15 protein-coding genes are annotated in these 14,699 nt (G+C 64.7%); 7 read left to right on the top strand and 8 right to left on the bottom strand.

The features are described from left to right. Window positions 1-16: 16 nt before the first annotated feature. On the top strand, window positions 17-1,210 hold the full coding sequence (gene aztD, locus RFA01S_RS18850) for a zinc metallochaperone AztD (protein WP_052060715.1): 1,194 nt from the start codon (window positions 17-19) through the stop codon (window positions 1,208-1,210). A gap of 48 nt (window positions 1,211-1,258) precedes the next feature. On the opposite strand, the gene RFA01S_RS18845 is transcribed toward aztD, so the two are convergent. Together RFA01S_RS18845 and RFA01S_RS18840 are read right to left on the bottom strand one after the other, a co-directional pair. Further along, complete coding sequence (locus tag RFA01S_RS18845) at window positions 1,259-1,639, bottom strand: nuclear transport factor 2 family protein (RefSeq protein ID WP_052060716.1); 381 nt, start codon at window positions 1,637-1,639, stop codon at window positions 1,259-1,261. Window positions 1,640-1,644: 5 nt separating this feature from the next. Beyond that, window positions 1,645-3,201, bottom strand: a complete 1,557-nt coding sequence (locus RFA01S_RS18840; protein ID WP_032407476.1) for an alpha/beta hydrolase — start codon at window positions 3,199-3,201, stop codon at window positions 1,645-1,647. 182 nt (window positions 3,202-3,383) lie between these two features. On the opposite strand from RFA01S_RS18840, the gene RFA01S_RS18835 reads away from it, so the two are divergent. Genes RFA01S_RS18835 through RFA01S_RS18825 form a run of 3 tightly spaced genes read left to right on the top strand, consistent with a single transcriptional unit; the run spans window position 3,384 to window position 6,009 of the window. Next, window positions 3,384-4,163 (top strand): PIG-L family deacetylase, encoded by a 780-nt coding sequence (locus RFA01S_RS18835; protein WP_027498315.1) that lies wholly within the window; start codon window positions 3,384-3,386, stop codon window positions 4,161-4,163. Continuing rightward, window positions 4,100-5,179 (top strand): ATP-binding cassette domain-containing protein, encoded by a 1,080-nt coding sequence (locus RFA01S_RS18830; RefSeq protein WP_442978218.1) that lies wholly within the window; start codon window positions 4,100-4,102, stop codon window positions 5,177-5,179. The genes RFA01S_RS18835 and RFA01S_RS18830 overlap by 64 nt, the downstream gene beginning before the upstream one ends. Beyond that, window positions 5,176-6,009, top strand: coding sequence for an ABC transporter permease (locus tag RFA01S_RS18825; protein ID WP_032365234.1), 834 nt, complete (start codon window positions 5,176-5,178; stop codon window positions 6,007-6,009). The genes RFA01S_RS18830 and RFA01S_RS18825 overlap by 4 nt, the downstream gene beginning before the upstream one ends. On the opposite strand, the gene RFA01S_RS18820 is transcribed toward RFA01S_RS18825, so the two are convergent. Continuing rightward, a complete protein-coding gene (locus RFA01S_RS18820) occupies window positions 6,006-9,275 on the bottom strand; it encodes an AfsR/SARP family transcriptional regulator (RefSeq protein ID WP_052060717.1) in 3,270 nt (1,089 codons plus the stop codon). The two genes, RFA01S_RS18825 and RFA01S_RS18820, sit on opposite strands and share 4 nt — an antisense overlap. A gap of 118 nt (window positions 9,276-9,393) precedes the next feature. On the opposite strand from RFA01S_RS18820, the gene RFA01S_RS18815 reads away from it, so the two are divergent. Beyond that, the gene (locus RFA01S_RS18815; RefSeq protein ID WP_032407363.1) at window positions 9,394-10,644 is read left to right on the top strand and encodes a DUF7159 family protein; all 1,251 of its coding nucleotides are present in this window, start codon (window positions 9,394-9,396) and stop codon (window positions 10,642-10,644) included. A 47-nt stretch (window positions 10,645-10,691) separates the two neighbouring features. Then, window positions 10,692-11,561 (top strand): 1,4-dihydroxy-2-naphthoate polyprenyltransferase, encoded by an 870-nt coding sequence (locus tag RFA01S_RS18810; protein ID WP_032399445.1) that lies wholly within the window; start codon window positions 10,692-10,694, stop codon window positions 11,559-11,561. On the opposite strand, the gene RFA01S_RS18805 is transcribed toward RFA01S_RS18810, so the two are convergent. The 5 genes from RFA01S_RS18805 to RFA01S_RS18785 form a co-directional block, all read right to left on the bottom strand. Then, window positions 11,558-11,938 carry a phage holin family protein gene (locus RFA01S_RS18805; RefSeq protein ID WP_032390699.1) on the bottom strand — a complete coding sequence of 127 codons (381 nt, stop codon included), beginning with the start codon at window positions 11,936-11,938 and terminating at the stop codon, window positions 11,558-11,560. The two genes, RFA01S_RS18810 and RFA01S_RS18805, sit on opposite strands and share 4 nt — an antisense overlap. 33 nt (window positions 11,939-11,971) lie before the next feature. Then, complete coding sequence (locus RFA01S_RS18800) at window positions 11,972-12,475, bottom strand: Clp protease N-terminal domain-containing protein (protein WP_052060718.1); 504 nt, start codon at window positions 12,473-12,475, stop codon at window positions 11,972-11,974. A 6-nt stretch (window positions 12,476-12,481) separates the two neighbouring features. Next, a complete protein-coding gene (locus RFA01S_RS18795; protein ID WP_032365231.1) occupies window positions 12,482-12,697 on the bottom strand; it encodes a hypothetical protein in 216 nt (71 codons plus the stop codon). Between the two features lie 55 nt (window positions 12,698-12,752). After that, window positions 12,753-13,094, bottom strand: coding sequence for a hypothetical protein (locus tag RFA01S_RS18790; RefSeq protein WP_032407479.1), 342 nt, complete (start codon window positions 13,092-13,094; stop codon window positions 12,753-12,755). Window positions 13,095-13,162: 68 nt separating this feature from the next. Then, complete coding sequence (locus RFA01S_RS18785) at window positions 13,163-13,663, bottom strand: MarR family winged helix-turn-helix transcriptional regulator (RefSeq protein WP_052060742.1); 501 nt, start codon at window positions 13,661-13,663, stop codon at window positions 13,163-13,165. Between the two features lie 74 nt (window positions 13,664-13,737). On the opposite strand from RFA01S_RS18785, the gene RFA01S_RS18780 reads away from it, so the two are divergent. Beyond that, window positions 13,738-14,646 (top strand): NAD(P)/FAD-dependent oxidoreductase, encoded by a 909-nt coding sequence (locus tag RFA01S_RS18780; protein ID WP_032407364.1) that lies wholly within the window; start codon window positions 13,738-13,740, stop codon window positions 14,644-14,646. The last annotated feature ends 53 nt before the right edge of the window (window positions 14,647-14,699 follow it).

Raw genomic sequence — 14,699 nt, 5'->3', positions numbered from 1 at the left:
CAGAAAAGGAACAATCATGCGTATCAACGATTTTCGAAGGGCGAGCGTCACCGCGCTCGCCCTCGGTGCGGTAGCGACCCTGGCGGCGTGCGCCTCCGGCACCACACCCGCCGCCGAATCCACAGCGATTGCGGCCGGGCCACGGGTCGCAGTGTCCTACGAAGGCGGCCTTCGGGTGCTCGACGCCGAGACGTTCGAGACCGTCGCTGATTTCGACTCCGAGGAGTACACGCGCCTCAACCTCGCCGGCGACGACCGCAACGTCATGGTCACCACGAGCGAGGGCTTCCGTGTGCTCGACACCGCGGCCGGGACGACCGAGCAACCGCAATTGACCGACACCGTCTTCGAAGCCGAGAAGCCCGGTCACGTCGTACGACACGGCGGCAAGACCATCCTGTACGCCGACGGCACCAGCGACACCACGATCTTCGACACCGCAGCGCTCGAATCCGCAGACGGGCTCCCGGAGACCGAGAGCATCCCCGGTGTCGACGCGCACCACGGCGTCTCGATCGTCCTCGAAGACGGCACGTTTCTCACCACGGTCGGGAACTCGAACGGCCGCACCGGCATCGAGGTTCGTGACGCATCGGGCGCGGTCGTCGCCAAAAACGATCAGTGCCCCGGCGTCCACGGAGAGGGAACAGCGGAAGGCGAGATCGTCGTCTTCGGTTGCGAGAACGGCGCTCTGATCTACGACAAGGGCCAGATAACCAAGCTCGACGCTCCGGACCAGCCCTACGGGCGGACGGGCAACGCGTACGTGAGCGAGACCAGCCCCCTCATCGTCGGAGACTACAAGGACGACCCGGACGCAGAGGGCTCACTCCTGCACGCGGTCACCGTCATCGACCCCGCGGCCAAGACCCTCGACGTCGTGAAGCTCCCCGACGGTGCCGAGTACACCTGGCGCGGAGTCGCCCGAGGCCCCGGCGACTTGGCCTACATCATCGGATCGGACGGCGCAGTCCACGTATTCGATCCGACGACAAAGACATTCACCGCCTCGTACCCCGTCATCGACGCCTGGGAAGGTCCCGCGAAATACCAGGACGCCCACCCCGGCATCTCCATCGCGGGTGACACCGCCTACGTCACCGAACCGGCCGGCAACAGCATCCACGCCGTCGATCTGAGCACCGGAAACGTCACCGAGAGCAAGCAACTCGATGTCACGCCCAACGAATTCGTCGTCGTGACTGCCTGACCCTGCAGCCCGGGGACGCAGAAATCCACTCTGCGTCCCCGGGTTCGGCTACCCCGTCCGATCCGGCGGACCGTCGACCACAGGTGTGCCTTGGTGATGCACCAGTTCCCATCCATCGGAGGTGCGTCGCCAGATCGACGATCGACGGGCTCGACGTCCCGACCGTCGTGACGTCCACTGCACCAGAACGACACCCACGTCCAGTATCCGTCCGGAGAGATCGTGGACCTCGATGATGCCGTCGGCCGCACTTTCTCCGCCCAACAGCTCGAGTATCGACTGCTTGGTCCACACCACCCCAGACGCTCCGATCTCGACGAAATCGTCCGCAAGCAGCGCCGCGAGTCTGCTTCTGTCACCACGGGTCTCGGCCCGCTGCAACTGCCGCTCCAGCTCCAACACCTGGCCGACCTCGTCGTTCTCCGGCACCGATGTCAACCCGCCATTTCGAGGTACAGCCGCTCGACGTCGGCGTCGGACCATCCCGCCGGTTCTAGGATGTCGGCCCACATGCGCACCGCGTCGGCTCCGTAGCTGTGGCCGTGCCCGTCGTCGACGTCGGTGGAGAACACCTGGTCGAAGGTCAATTGCCAGAACGTCACGAACGGGAACCACTGCACTCCCGGATCGACGTCGGTGCCGCGGGGTTCCCGCAGCCAGTCGGGCCTGCCGAGGATCAGATCGGGTGACCACCACACGATCGGGTCGGATGCGTGCTGCCAGTACACGATTCGCGGCTCTTCCCACGGACCACCGATGTCGAGATCCCCGGACGAACTCGCGAATCGCACGTGCTCTCCGCCGTCGATGACAGGCAGGATCTCGCGGGAACCGGCGTCGCGTCCGCTCGTGATACGCGCCCACTGAGGCGTGAAATTGGGGTTGCCGACCCACAGAGCGCCGTCGATACGAGCGATCATGTCCTGTGCACCGCTGAATGCATCCTGCCCGCCGTAGGCACCGAGGCTCTCGCCGAACAACACCAACTTGGGTCGTAAATCCTCCGGGAGTTCGCTCCACACCGCGTAGATCGCCTCGAAGAGGGCTCGTCCGGCATCCTGCGGGGTCTGCCGATCGGCCAGAAATGCCATCGGGCTCGGCAGGAACGAGTACTGCATCGACGCAATCGCCGAATTGCCGTCGAACAGGTACTCCAGTGGACGAGCCACGGATTCGTTGACCCATCCGCGTCCGGTGGTGGTCGCGACACCGAGCACGGCCCGTGAGAATGCGCCGGTACGTTCGAGTTCGGCCACCACCCGCTCTGCCACACCCTCGACCGTTTCGGCCGATTCGACACCGGCGTAAACGCGGATCGGTTGCACTGCAGGCCTTCCGGTGAAGTCACCGATCTCGTCGGGCGATGCTCCGGAGACCACGAAGCGTCGCCCCTCCTGACCCAGCGATTCCCAGTCCTCGTTCGACGCATCGGACCCCGACAGTTCTGCTGCATCAGGCTTTTCCACACCCTCGTGGTTGCCGCGATCGGCGGTAGAGGCCGACTTCTCCGCGACGGCCACAATTCCCCGAATCAGTGCACCGTTGACGGCGAACACCACCAGCAGTGCAACCACGATCACGCTGGCGATCCTCGCCAACGGCCTCGGTACGTACTGCTTTGCCCATCGCGTCAACGCACGAGTTGCTCTGCGCAGCAGGCGGCCGAGAGCAATCACCGCCACCGCTACCACCAGCGAGAGCACCAGCACCGCGATGTAGAGCGGCCGGCCGGGGTCCTCCACACCGACCAGCTTGCGCACGATCTGCTGCCACCACGAGCCGAGGATCAGGAAGAGCGGAATCGCCACCACCGCAGCCGCGGCCAACGCCCACCAACCACGTCGACGCCACTGCTCCGACCAGTTCGGTGACACTCCGCAGCGCCGGACCACCCAGGCAACGAGGCACCCCACGCCGTACCCGATCGCGACGCTGATCCCCGTGGCCACCGCCTGCAGGTACCACACACGAGGTAGCAGAGACGGAGTCATCGACAGCGCGAAGAACACCAGAGCGAAGACGATCCCCACCGGATGTAGTGCGCGACAGTACCGATCCGCTCGCGAATCCCGCCAATACGAACGTATCGAGGCCGACCGCCGTGTGGTCACCCATAGATCGTATTGGCCCGCCGACTGGGCCGCACCCACTTCGACGTGCAAGCATTCACGCCATGAGTGTTCTGGTCTGCTTCCACGCGCATCCCGACGACGAAGTGTTCGGCACGGGCGGCGTCATGCGGCTCGCGGCCGACGCCGGCCACCGCGTCGTACTCGTGACGGCCACCGACGGTGCCGTCGGCGAATATCCCGACGGCATCCTCGCCGACGGGGAGACGTTGGCCGCGCGCCGACACATCGAATTGGACCGTTCGGCTGCCGTCCTGGGGGTCGCGCGCGTCGTTCGCCTGCACTATGCCGATTCCGGAATGGCCGGCACGCCGGAGAACGGCAACCCGGAGGCGTTCTGCAACGTCGACGTCGACACCGCGGCTGGGCGATTGGCCGACGTGTTGCGCGAGGAGCAGGCCGACGTCGTCACCATCTACGACCCGAACGGTGGATACGGCCACCCCGACCACATTCAGGTGCACGTCGTCGGCAAGCGCGCCGCCGAGATCGCCGAGACGCCGTACGTGTACGAGACGACCACCAACCGTGACCACATGCGCAGGTTGATGGAAGCCAATCCCCACTGGAGCGAAGAGGCGTCACCACCGGACATGGAGTCGTTCGGACTGCCGGAAACCGAAATCACCACTGTCGTGGACGTGTCGAGCGTCATCGCGGCCAAGCGGGCCGCGATGGAAGCGCACGAAACGCAGGTCGGCGATTTCGGGCCGTTTCTCGCAATGCCGATCGAACAACTGACCACTGCGTTCGGTCTCGAATGGTTCCGCAAACTGCGGGGCACCGGCGGGGTCGGACTGACAGAGACATCGTTGCCGCTCTGACGAGACAGCTGCTGCAAGCGCGACGTATGCGTCGTGCAAGCGGTCGGGGCGATCGTTGTCCCATGACCACACCAGCTATCGAGGCCGACGGCCTCATCAAGACATTCGGCAAGCAACGCGCGGTCGACGGCGTCAGCCTGACCGTCCCAACCGGGGCGGTCTACGGCGTCCTCGGCCCCAACGGCGCAGGTAAGACCACCACGGTCCGCATGCTCGCCACCCTCCTTCGACCCGACGGCGGCTCAGCCCGAGTTTTCGGCCGAGACGTCGTCGCCGACGCCACCGCGGTCCGGTCGTTGGTCGGCGTCACCGGTCAGTACGCATCGGTGGACGAGGATCTCACCGCAACCGAGAATCTGGTCGTCTTCTCACGGCTCCTCGGCCTGAGCCGCCGCGACAGCAAAGCCAAGGCCGTCGAACTCCTCGAGGAATTCGGGTTGGCGGACGCAGCGTCCCGACCCTTGAAGTTGTTCTCCGGTGGCATGCGGCGGCGCCTCGATCTGGCCGCGAGCCTGATCTCGGCACCGCCGTTGCTGTTCCTCGACGAGCCGACCACCGGTCTCGACCCCCGCACCCGAGCCCAGATGTGGGACACCATCCGCCGGCTCGTCGCGGCGGGCTCGACAGTTCTACTGACCACTCAGTACCTGGACGAGGCCGATCAACTGTGTGATCGCATCGCCGTCATCGATCATGGCCGCGTGATCGCCGACGACACCGCCGACGGGCTCAAGTCTTCGGTAGGCACCTCCGCACTGTCACTGACTCTCACGGATCGAAACCAGATCGACGACGCCCGAGCTCTGGTCGCGAAGCAACTGGGCACAGAAGTGTCGGTCAGCCCCGAGTCCGCTCGTCTGACAGCACCCATGACCGACACATCGATCACCCCCGACATCTTGATTCGCCTGCGCGACTTCGGCATCGACGTCTGCGAAATCACCGTCACCAAACCCAGCCTGGACGAGGTATTCCTGACCCTCACCTGCAAGAGCGCAGACGAGGACGCAGCATGACCACTACTCTCACTCCGCAACCGTCGACGTACATCGACCCCGCCGACCGTCCGGTCGTCCGACACATCGGCCTGGCCCGCACCGTCGCCCAGTCCGCCACCATGGGATATCGCGGGTTGCTCAAGCTTCGCCACAATCCCGAACAACTCACCGACGTGGTGCTACTACCGGTGATCTTCACCCTGATGTTCAGCTACATCTTCGGCGGCGCGGTTGCCGGCGACGTCACGTCCTACCTGCCGATGATCGTGCCCGGAATCCTGGTACAAACAGTCATCACTGGTTCCGTCGTCACCGGCACACAGCTGCGAGAAGATATGGACAAGGGTGTCTTCGACCGATTCCGATCTCTCCCGATCGCCCGAATCTCCCCGCTTGCAGGAGCATTGATGGCCGACGTCATCCGCTACCTGATCGCGGCTGTCGTCTGTTTCCTCACCGGGTTCGCGATGGGTTACCACCCGGCCGGAGGATTTCTCGGCCTCGCCGGAGCCGTCCTACTGGTGATGTTCTGCGCCTGGGCGATCAGCTGGATATTCGCACTGCTGGGCACCCTGATGAGCAAAGCCTCCTCGGTCCAGGGCATCTCGATGCTGGTGCTGTTCCCGCTGACGTTCCTGTCCAACGCCTTCGTCGACACCTCCACGATGCCGAGCTGGCTCCGGTCCTTCGCGAACATCAACCCCGTCTCGCACCTGGTGACCGCGGTGCGCGAGCTGGCGAACAACGGGCACTTCGGTATCCACGTCGTGTACTCACTCGTCGGAGCCGTGGTCATGGTCGCCGTCTTCGCCCCACTGACCGTGAAGTCGTACATGCGCAAGGCCTAGGACACGGGTAGCGAACTCAAGATCTCTTGCAGTGCAGTATGTCTGGTGATACCAGCAGCCCGCGCGATACCGGCATCGACCGTAGGGTCACCGACAATCGCGCGGGCCGCGGCCACGTGCCGATCGATGCGCATCGACGGAAAATCCTGGCGACCCACCGCCCGCTCCGACGCCGCCAACAAGCGCAGACCCAACTCTGAGTCCCCGCAGTGCACCTCGAAAGAACCCACCGCGCAGGCGACGGCACCGAGCATCGGGATATCGTGGAAACCGCTCGGCATCAGCTTATTCCACGGTGTGCGCACCAGCTGCTCCACCGCGCCGCGCACATCCTCGGCACGTTCGTGCAACACATGTGCGCCCACGGCTGCGCACACCAGGATCGACATGAACGGATCCGTCGGATCGTCCGACGGCCACCGACCCATCGCCAGCGCCTCACGAAACAGCGTCAGCCCCTGCTCGATCGAACCGTCCTCCAGATCCGCCGCGGCTCGCGCCGCGGTCAACGACGCCGACGTCGACCTCTGTTGAGCTCGATCCCATCGAGCACCGACACCGTCGCCCTCACGTTCCGTTTTTTCTGCACCCCCATCGAGAACCCACTCCGGTTGCCCCGTCGACGAGGATAATTCGTCGATCAGCGTCCGAGCCTCGGCAGTCTGCCCCGCGCCGGTCAAGGCCATCGCGAGAAAGGTTCGGGTCTGCACACTCTCCTCGTACGCATGCATCTCCCACATCACGTCAGCGGCCGTGCGGTAGTACTCGGCCGCGCGAGCGTGGTCACCGGACAGACCGTACGAGCTCGCCAACGTCTGCGACGTCGACCCGACCGCCCACAGGTCGCCGCGTCGACGAGCGATACTCAACGCGCGCTCACCGTCCCTGATCGACTCGAACAGTCGACCCGAGTTCTGCGCGAGCATGGAGCGAACCACGTACGCGTTGCACCGCACATCCTCATGTTCGGAACGACTGGCGCGGGCCAGTTTTCGGGCCAGCCCGCGGCCGCCCGTGTGATGGACCACCACCTCGGAATTGAACCTCAGACCCGGCGACATTCCCGGCCTGGTGCGCAGGAGATGCCGTAAGTCGATCCGCATCCTCGCCACCTGGCGCAGGTTCCCGCCGTAGGCGAAGTGCGCCACCAAGACCAGCAGGCACATCGCGGCATTGTCGTCGGGTGCCCCGGCAAGGCCGCGGCGCATACTGTCCTGCACTCGGCCGGCCCAATTCAGCACCTCCGCGTGCGCGCCGCGCATGGCCCAGAAATAGCCCAACACCGAGAACAGGGTGCACACGTTGGCCGAAACATCATGCGCGAAGGAATGTCTCATCACCGACAACAAATTGTCGTGCTCGGCCTCCAACACCAGAACCATCTTGGCCGGTTGTCCAGCAGAGTAGCCCGTGGACACCCGAACCGCGACGGCCTCGGCCCACAAGCGCATCCGCGCGGCGACGTCGGCCGCCTCTCTGCTGACGTCGAGCTGCTCCTCACCGTACTCACGGACCGTCTCGAGCATGTGATAGCGGATTCCCGACTGCGTTTCGGCAACGGAGAGCAAGGACTGATCGACCAACCCATCGAGTGCAGCCGAAACATCCTCGACGTCGGCCCATTCCGCGACCCGGCGTGCGGCATCGAGATCGAAACCCGCCGGAAACCGACACAGACGCCGCAGCGCCGCCTGCTCGATGGGTGCGAGCAGATTCCAACTCCAGGCGATCACCGCATGCAGGGTCCGGTGCCGTTCGGGCCTCGTCCGATCGACCGAACGTAGCAAGACCAAACGCCGGTCCAATCTGGCGGCGATGTCCTCCACCGTCATTGATTTGACCCGCGCCGCAGCTAATTCGATCGCCAGCGGCAACCCGTCCAACGATCTGCACAACCGCGCGACCGCATCGAGATCGAGCACCACAGAAGGGCGAACCGCGCGTGCCCGAAGGCAGAACAGTTCGATGGCAGGCGAATTCGGACCGGTTGACCCCAGAGGCGGCAGCGGATATACCGTTTCCGACGTCGACCCGATCGGAGAACGTGAGGTCGTCAACACGGTCACCGCATCGGTCGCCGAGACCAGCTTGTCCACTACCGCCGAAACCTCGTCGATCACGTGCTCGCAATTGTCGAGAACGAGCAGACCGGGTCGGGCCGAGAACACGTCGACCAGGCGTTCCTGAATCGAATGTATCCGAGCGACCTGCAACCCTCCCACCAGGTAATCGGCCTCGGCCAGACCGAGGGTCGCAGCCACGGCGGATGCCACGTCCTCTCCGCTGCGGAGCGAGGCCAGCTCGACGAACGCAACCGGCATTCTCGCAGCAGCCCGACGTCCGAGCGCGTGAGCGATCCGCGTTTTTCCCGCCCCACCGGGCCCGAGCACGGTCGTCACGCGCGAGCCGGCCAGGACTCGTTCGATCGCGACGAGATCGTCGTCTCGACCGATAAGGGCATTGGGTGCGGCACGCAATCCTATGGTGTGCAACACCTTCGGGGCCGCATCCATCCGTCCGAGAATGTCGGCGTTCACAGCCGCCGCCGCGGGCGACGGATCGGTTCCCAACCGCTGTGACAATTCGGTTCGCAGCGACGCGAACACCATCAACGCATCGTTCGATCTACCTGCGCCGTGCAGAGCCCGCATGAGCTCCACGGCAGCGCCCTCGTCCGCTCGATCGGCCGTGACCCGAGCTCTGACGAGCGGGATCACCTCGCCGAATCGTCGCAGCCCTAGCAACGCGGCTATCCGAAGGGATGTCAGGGCAGCCTCCACCACGTCGGCCTCGACGCGCACGGTTTCCGGTGGCTCGCCGCGCCACAGGCCCAGCGCCTCGGTGACGGTATCGAGGGCCTCCTGACAGTGCCCGTCTTGGAGCATGCTGCCCGCTGCCCCAGCCAGCGCCTGCGCACGGCCGAGGTCGGTGTCCTCGGCACCGAGGACCAACCGATAGCCCCCAGGGCCGCCGGCCAGTGCACCCTCGGGCAACACCGACCGCAACCGAGAGATCTGCGTCTGTAACGCGTTCTTGGGAGATCGAGGCGGTTCGTCGGGCCACACGTCGTCGATGAGAGTTTGCGGTGATCGCGCCCGCCCCGGATGCAAGGCCAGAGACACGAGCAGGGACTGCGCTCGCGCACCGGGAACCGGCACCGAACGGCCGTCGATCGCCGCGGTGACCACGCCGAGAAGCCCCACCACCGGTTTGTCGGTCGTGGGGTCCGTCGTATTGGGGTCGGAGATGTCACTGCGCACTGACATCAGATCGTAGGCCGCCCGTCGAACACCCTCGACCTGACGTTCGGATTGTTTTGGACCTCTAATCAAACCTCGAGACGGTACAGTGTCCACGTCGCCGTACAGGAGAGGCCGGTTGGAGATGCGTTCGTCGGTAGGTGTGTCCCTGGGAACGTGCGGCATCCGCACGTCTCGGACGACCGAAGACGGCACGTGGACAGACGCCGCTCCCTTCGACGACTGGCAGCTCTCCCCCTCCCCCGAGGACGTCGCGCGGGTCGTTCGCGGAATCGTCGACCACCCGGACGCGCCGCAATCGCTGGGCATTGCATACCGGACCGCCGACGAGCGTGATCGCATCACGAAGGCTCTGGCCGAGGAATACGTCTCGGACGTACATCTGATCGACGAGACCGACGCTGCCCTCGAGTACCTCCGTCCCGGCCTGGCCAGCCAGCACCGCACCATCGCCCTGTTCGACGCAGGCGAGACCGGTGTCGACATAGACATCGTCGACGTCGAATCCGGCCGCTCCTACGGCTCGACCCGTACGACAGCAATCAGCGGAGCCTCGTTCGATGCGGTGGTTCGGGAACACATACTGGGCCTCGGCATCGTGCGGGAGCCGCACACACACGACGAGGACACTGCTCTGACGGCATTCTGCCGTGGCATCAAGGAGGCACTGTCCACGCACGAGACCACCAGCACGCCCGACGGCGAACACATTCTTCTCGAGCGCCACATCTTCGAGCTGTCGATTGCCCGGGCCACCGAACAGGCTGCCACCACGGTCCGCCAACTGGGGCTCGAAGCCGAGTTCTATCCCGACGCGGTCATCGCCATCGGCGGTACGAGCAATGTCCCTCTGGTCCGCACGACACTCGAACGGTTTCTGCAGCTGCCGATCATCGTCCCCGAGCAACCAGAACTCGTCGTTGCAGGTGGGGCGGCCGTGCACGCTGCGCGCGTCGACGTCGACCGCATTGCACCGGTCGTCTCGCACCGACCGGCGCTGGCGCGGCTCGGATTGATCGCGCTACCGATTGTGGGCGTCATCGCCGCCGTCGGACTGTTCTCGGGCCTGAGTTCCGAGAGCGAAGATCAACCGCTGAGCACCCCTGCCAGCGTGGACGAGGGCATCCGGCAGACCACGACACCCTCGGCTGCACGGACCACCACCGCCACACCGTCACCGACCCCGGACATCCCGGCCCCGCCGCCGACGTCCGCTGCACCACCTCCAGCCGCCGACAGCGCGCCGTACGTGCAGTATCAACCGCACTACAACCCGCCGCCACCGCCGCCCGCTCCGACGGTGCCGCTCCCGCAGATCCCCGGAGTCCAGATGCCTGTCATCCCGCTGCCGGTACTGCCGCGCCTGCCGTTCTGACCGGCCGCGTCCGCACCCTCCCGGCAGATACGGAAAGATCGTCGCTCATGGCCACCACAGCACAATGGATCGAAGGGGCGCGACCCCGAACGCTCCCCAACGCTATCGCCCCCGTCCTCGTCGGCACCGGTGCAGCCGTGTCCCTGGACGCAGGCGTGTGGTGGAAGGCTCTACTGGCACTGATCGTCTCGTTGGCGCTGATCGTGGGCGTCAACTTCGCCAACGACTACTCCGACGGAATCCGTGGCACGGACGACGACCGAGTCGGCCCACTTCGACTCGTCGGTTCCAAGGCCGCCTCGGCAGGAGCCGTCAAACGGGCCGCCATCGGCTGCTTCGCGGTCGGTGCCGTCGCAGGTCTTGTCCTGGCCGCCACGAGCGCTTGGTGGTTGGTGATCGTCGGCCTGATCTGCATAGCCGGTGCCTGGTACTACACAGGCGGCTCGAAGCCCTACGGCTACAGCGGATTCGGCGAGATTGCCGTATTCGTGTTCTTCGGACTCGTCGCCGTGCTCGGCACCCAATACGTGCAGGCCGAGCAGATCGACTGGGCGGGCGTGCTCGCCGCGGTAGCCGTCGGATCTTTCTCCAGTGCCGTACTCGTCGCGAACAACCTTCGGGACATTCCTACCGATACCGAATCCGGAAAGCGAACACTCGCAGTGCGATTGGGCGATACCCGCACGCGCTATCTGCACCTGGCACTGTTGGTCGTCCCGTTCGCCATGACCGTCGCGCTGACCGCCCGAACCCCGTGGGCCCTGGTTGCCCTGCTCGCGCTACCCCTCGCTGCGCGCGCCAATTCGCCGGTTCGCGGCGGTGCTCACGGCTTCGAGTTGATACCGGCGCTGCGTGATTCGGGACTGGCAATGCTCGTCTGGGGTGCCGCTACCGGTGTGGCGCTGGCGTTCGCCTAACGCTTCTCGGGCACGAATGCGCCCAGCAGAAAGTTCACGATCGAGATGATGATCGCGCCCCAGAACGCGGCAGCGAAACCGACGATCTCGAGGCCGTAACCGGTCTGCGACGACAGCCACCCCGTCAACATCAGCATCAACGCGTTGATGACGAGAGTGAACAGCCCGAGGGTGAGAATCAGCAGCGGCAGTGACAACAGCTTCACCATCGGCCTGATGAACGCGTTGACGATCGTCAACACGGCCGCAATACCGAGCAGGACCACGATGTCCCACCCGTCACCGCGGCCCGAGCTGGTCACGGTGATGCCGTCGACGAATTCGTTCGCAACCCAGATGGCGACGGCATTGATCACGAGCCGAATCAGAAAGTTCATGGCGCCCATCGTAGAGTTCGGGCCCGCTCGGAGCTATGTCGTGCGAACCAGCAGGACGGCGTCGCGCAGATCGTCCAGGCTGCCGCGAACACTCACGAGCTCGGTGAACGATGGATCGGCACCTGCGATCACACCGAGAAGCATGTGCTCGACGCCGATCTCCCTGTCCCGCAATCGGACGGCCTCCTTCAAGGCCAGCTTCAGCGCTTCCTTGGCCGACGGCGCGAACGGCAGGTGAGAATCGTTCGAATGGTCGACGTCTCCGAACCCCACCGCAGTCTCGACGGTGTCGATCACGTTGTGAAGGTCGATGCCGATGGACCGTAGGGCCCGGGCGTCCCTCGACAGCACGTCCTCGAACGCGTTGTCGAGGGTGAACCCCGCCTCGGCCAGCGCGGACCCGAGCGGTTCGTCGGTCTTGTCGAGCGCACCGAGGAACAGATGAATGGGTTCGACCCGCTCCGAGTGCAACGTCCGGGCGTGCAGCCGGGCACTGATGACGACCGCCCTGGCCTGTATGGTGAATCGCTCGAACATGGTTGTTTACCTTCCCTTTCCGCCGTGCTTCTTGTGAACGGCCTGTCTGCTGACACCCAGCGAATCCGCTATCGCCTGCCACGCCCACCCCTGATTCCGCGCATTGCGAACCTGGACGGCTTCCAGACGTTCGAGTAGACGGCGAAGTGCGGCTACGGCACGCAACCCCTCCCCCGGATCGGAACTGGCGGCCGCGGCGGCCAATGCAGTGGCTTCTGTCATGCATGTCAATGTAGGTTGACAGAGAAGGGGTTGTCAACCTTTATTGACACACAAGTCAGTGGTCCACAGCGATATCGACAGAGACCCGCCCACAGTCGTCACGGGTCGCCGTCGCGAGGCCGGAGTACTGGACACCGCCGAGGTCGACATCGACACGACCGCCGCCGTCCACGAAATTTCGCCACCAGTTCTTCTTGTCCGGCATCGCCACCCTGACCTTCAGGTGCTCACCTTTCCGGCTGATCGCAACCGGCAATGCGATCCTCTTGCCGGACTTCCGGCCGGTGTAGGTCAAAATGCCCATCGAGCGTCCGAGCACCCTGTCGAGCACCGGTGCCTTCATCACGACCATGAAGACCGTGTCGAACCCTGCCGCCGACTTCTGAAATGTGTTCATCGTGTCCGCCTTACGAATCGCCCCGCACGTGTTGGCGAGCGTAGCCGTGACACAGGCCGACGGGAACGTCACCGAGACGGCAGACCGGACTTCATCGACTCGGCGAGCGTGGTCAGGGCCTCGAGAACACGGTTTCGACGTGCACCCAACGCATCGAACAATCTTCCGTGCGCTTCGAGCTCTCGGGGAAATACGTCATCCACGATGCGCCTTCCCTGATCGGTCAGGGTGATCGACGCAGACCGTCGGTCTTCGGCGCTGGGCACGCGCTGCAGAAAGCCGCGACGTTCGAGCTTTCCGAGCGTCTTGCTCACACCTGCGCGGGTCATGCCGAGCAGCTCCGCCAACCGCGCTGCCGTCACCGGTTCGATCGCGTAACGCAGGGGCACCATCAATTCCACCTCGGCGACGGATACATCGGCCGCGGCGTATATCGGTTCGACGGCCACGTCGAGCAGCGCGACGATGCGCTTGATCTCGGCCACCACCTGCATCGGCGAGGTGTCCAGCTCCGGGTTGAACTCGGCCCACCGTGCACAGGTCAGCTCACGAAGCGAGGCATCGGTCATCGGCACCACCAATATTGTTAACTAGTTGACGGTTCTGCTACGTTCACAACATATCGCACCACCGAGGAGGCATCTTGACGTACGACACCGTGGTAATCGGTGGCGGCCCAGCCGGACTCAGTGCCGCGACACTTCTGGCTCGCGCCCGCCGAAAGGTGATCGTTGTCGATGCCGAAGAACCACGCAACGCGCCTGCCGACCATGTTCACAACTTCCTCTCGCGCGATGGTTCCACACCCGAGGAGTTGCATCGGGCTGGATGCGAGGAAGTCCTCCGATACGGCGGAGAAATTCTGCGCGGCAAAGTAATTAGACTCGACGAGGGATTCGAGGTCCGCCTCGAGGGCGGCGAGTCCCGGCACTCGCGGTCGGTCTTGGTGGCCACCGGGCTTCGAGACGAACTGCCCGATATCCCCGGCGTTCACGAACAGTGGGGCTCGGGAGTGCTGCATTGTCCGTACTGCCACGGCTACGAAGTTCGGGATCAGCCGATAGCCGTGGTCGGCGGATCCAACCGACCGTTCACGATCCACCAGGCGTCGCTGATTCGCCAATGGTCGGACGACGTCGTCTTCTTCACCAACGGCATCGAACTGAGTGAAAACGAACGCCTTCGACTCGACGCGCGGTCCGTCGGAATCGTCGACGTACCGGTTGCCCGAATCTTTGTGCAGGACGGTCGCATCATAGGCATCGAGCTGACGAACGGGACCGTCGTTCCTCGAACAGTCGTGTTCGTCGGGCCGACGTTCGTTCCGAACGACGCGCTCCTGCGATCGATCGGATGCACTCGCCTCGACAACGGCTGGGTGGCCACCGACCCGACCGGGCTCACCAGCGTCGACGGCCTGTGGGCTGCGGGGAACGTCTCGGATTCCCCCGCCCAGCTCATCAATTCGGCAGCAGCAGGATCGAAGGCTGCAATCGCCATCAGTCACTACCTACACGAACTCGATGTGACCCGAGCCGTCAGCGCGGTCTGACGCCTCCTGCCAGCGCCGAAGAATGTGTCGGCGCCCTGTTCTACACTTGCCGC

Source organism: Rhodococcoides fascians NBRC 12155 = LMG 3623, assembly GCF_001894785.1.
GTDB lineage: Bacteria > Actinomycetota > Actinomycetes > Mycobacteriales > Mycobacteriaceae > Rhodococcoides > Rhodococcoides fascians.
This window is presented reverse-complemented; position numbering and strand designations above follow the sequence as displayed.

What these genes read in the sequence shown, in the direction of transcription:
- aztD (WP_052060715.1), top strand. Translation starts at nt 17, where the DNA reads ATGCGTATCAACGATTTTCGAAGGGCGAGCGTCACCGCGCTCGCCCTC.
- RFA01S_RS18840 (WP_032407476.1), bottom strand. Translation starts at nt 3,201, where the DNA reads ATGACTCCGTCTCTGCTACCTCGTGTGTGGTACCTGCAGGCGGTGGCC.
- RFA01S_RS18835 (WP_027498315.1), top strand. Translation starts at nt 3,384, where the DNA reads ATGAGTGTTCTGGTCTGCTTCCACGCGCATCCCGACGACGAAGTGTTC.
- RFA01S_RS18830 (WP_442978218.1), top strand. Translation starts at nt 4,100, where the DNA reads ATGGTTCCGCAAACTGCGGGGCACCGGCGGGGTCGGACTGACAGAGAC.
- RFA01S_RS18825 (WP_032365234.1), top strand. Translation starts at nt 5,176, where the DNA reads ATGACCACTACTCTCACTCCGCAACCGTCGACGTACATCGACCCCGCC.
- RFA01S_RS18820 (WP_052060717.1), bottom strand. Translation starts at nt 9,275, where the DNA reads ATGTCAGTGCGCAGTGACATCTCCGACCCCAATACGACGGACCCCACG.
- RFA01S_RS18815 (WP_032407363.1), top strand. Translation starts at nt 9,394, where the DNA reads ATGCGTTCGTCGGTAGGTGTGTCCCTGGGAACGTGCGGCATCCGCACG.
- RFA01S_RS18810 (WP_032399445.1), top strand. Translation starts at nt 10,692, where the DNA reads ATGGCCACCACAGCACAATGGATCGAAGGGGCGCGACCCCGAACGCTC.
- RFA01S_RS18805 (WP_032390699.1), bottom strand. Translation starts at nt 11,938, where the DNA reads ATGAACTTTCTGATTCGGCTCGTGATCAATGCCGTCGCCATCTGGGTT.
- RFA01S_RS18800 (WP_052060718.1), bottom strand. Translation starts at nt 12,475, where the DNA reads ATGTTCGAGCGATTCACCATACAGGCCAGGGCGGTCGTCATCAGTGCC.
- RFA01S_RS18795 (WP_032365231.1), bottom strand. Translation starts at nt 12,697, where the DNA reads ATGACAGAAGCCACTGCATTGGCCGCCGCGGCCGCCAGTTCCGATCCG.
- RFA01S_RS18790 (WP_032407479.1), bottom strand. Translation starts at nt 13,094, where the DNA reads ATGAACACATTTCAGAAGTCGGCGGCAGGGTTCGACACGGTCTTCATG.
- RFA01S_RS18785 (WP_052060742.1), bottom strand. Translation starts at nt 13,663, where the DNA reads ATGACCGATGCCTCGCTTCGTGAGCTGACCTGTGCACGGTGGGCCGAG.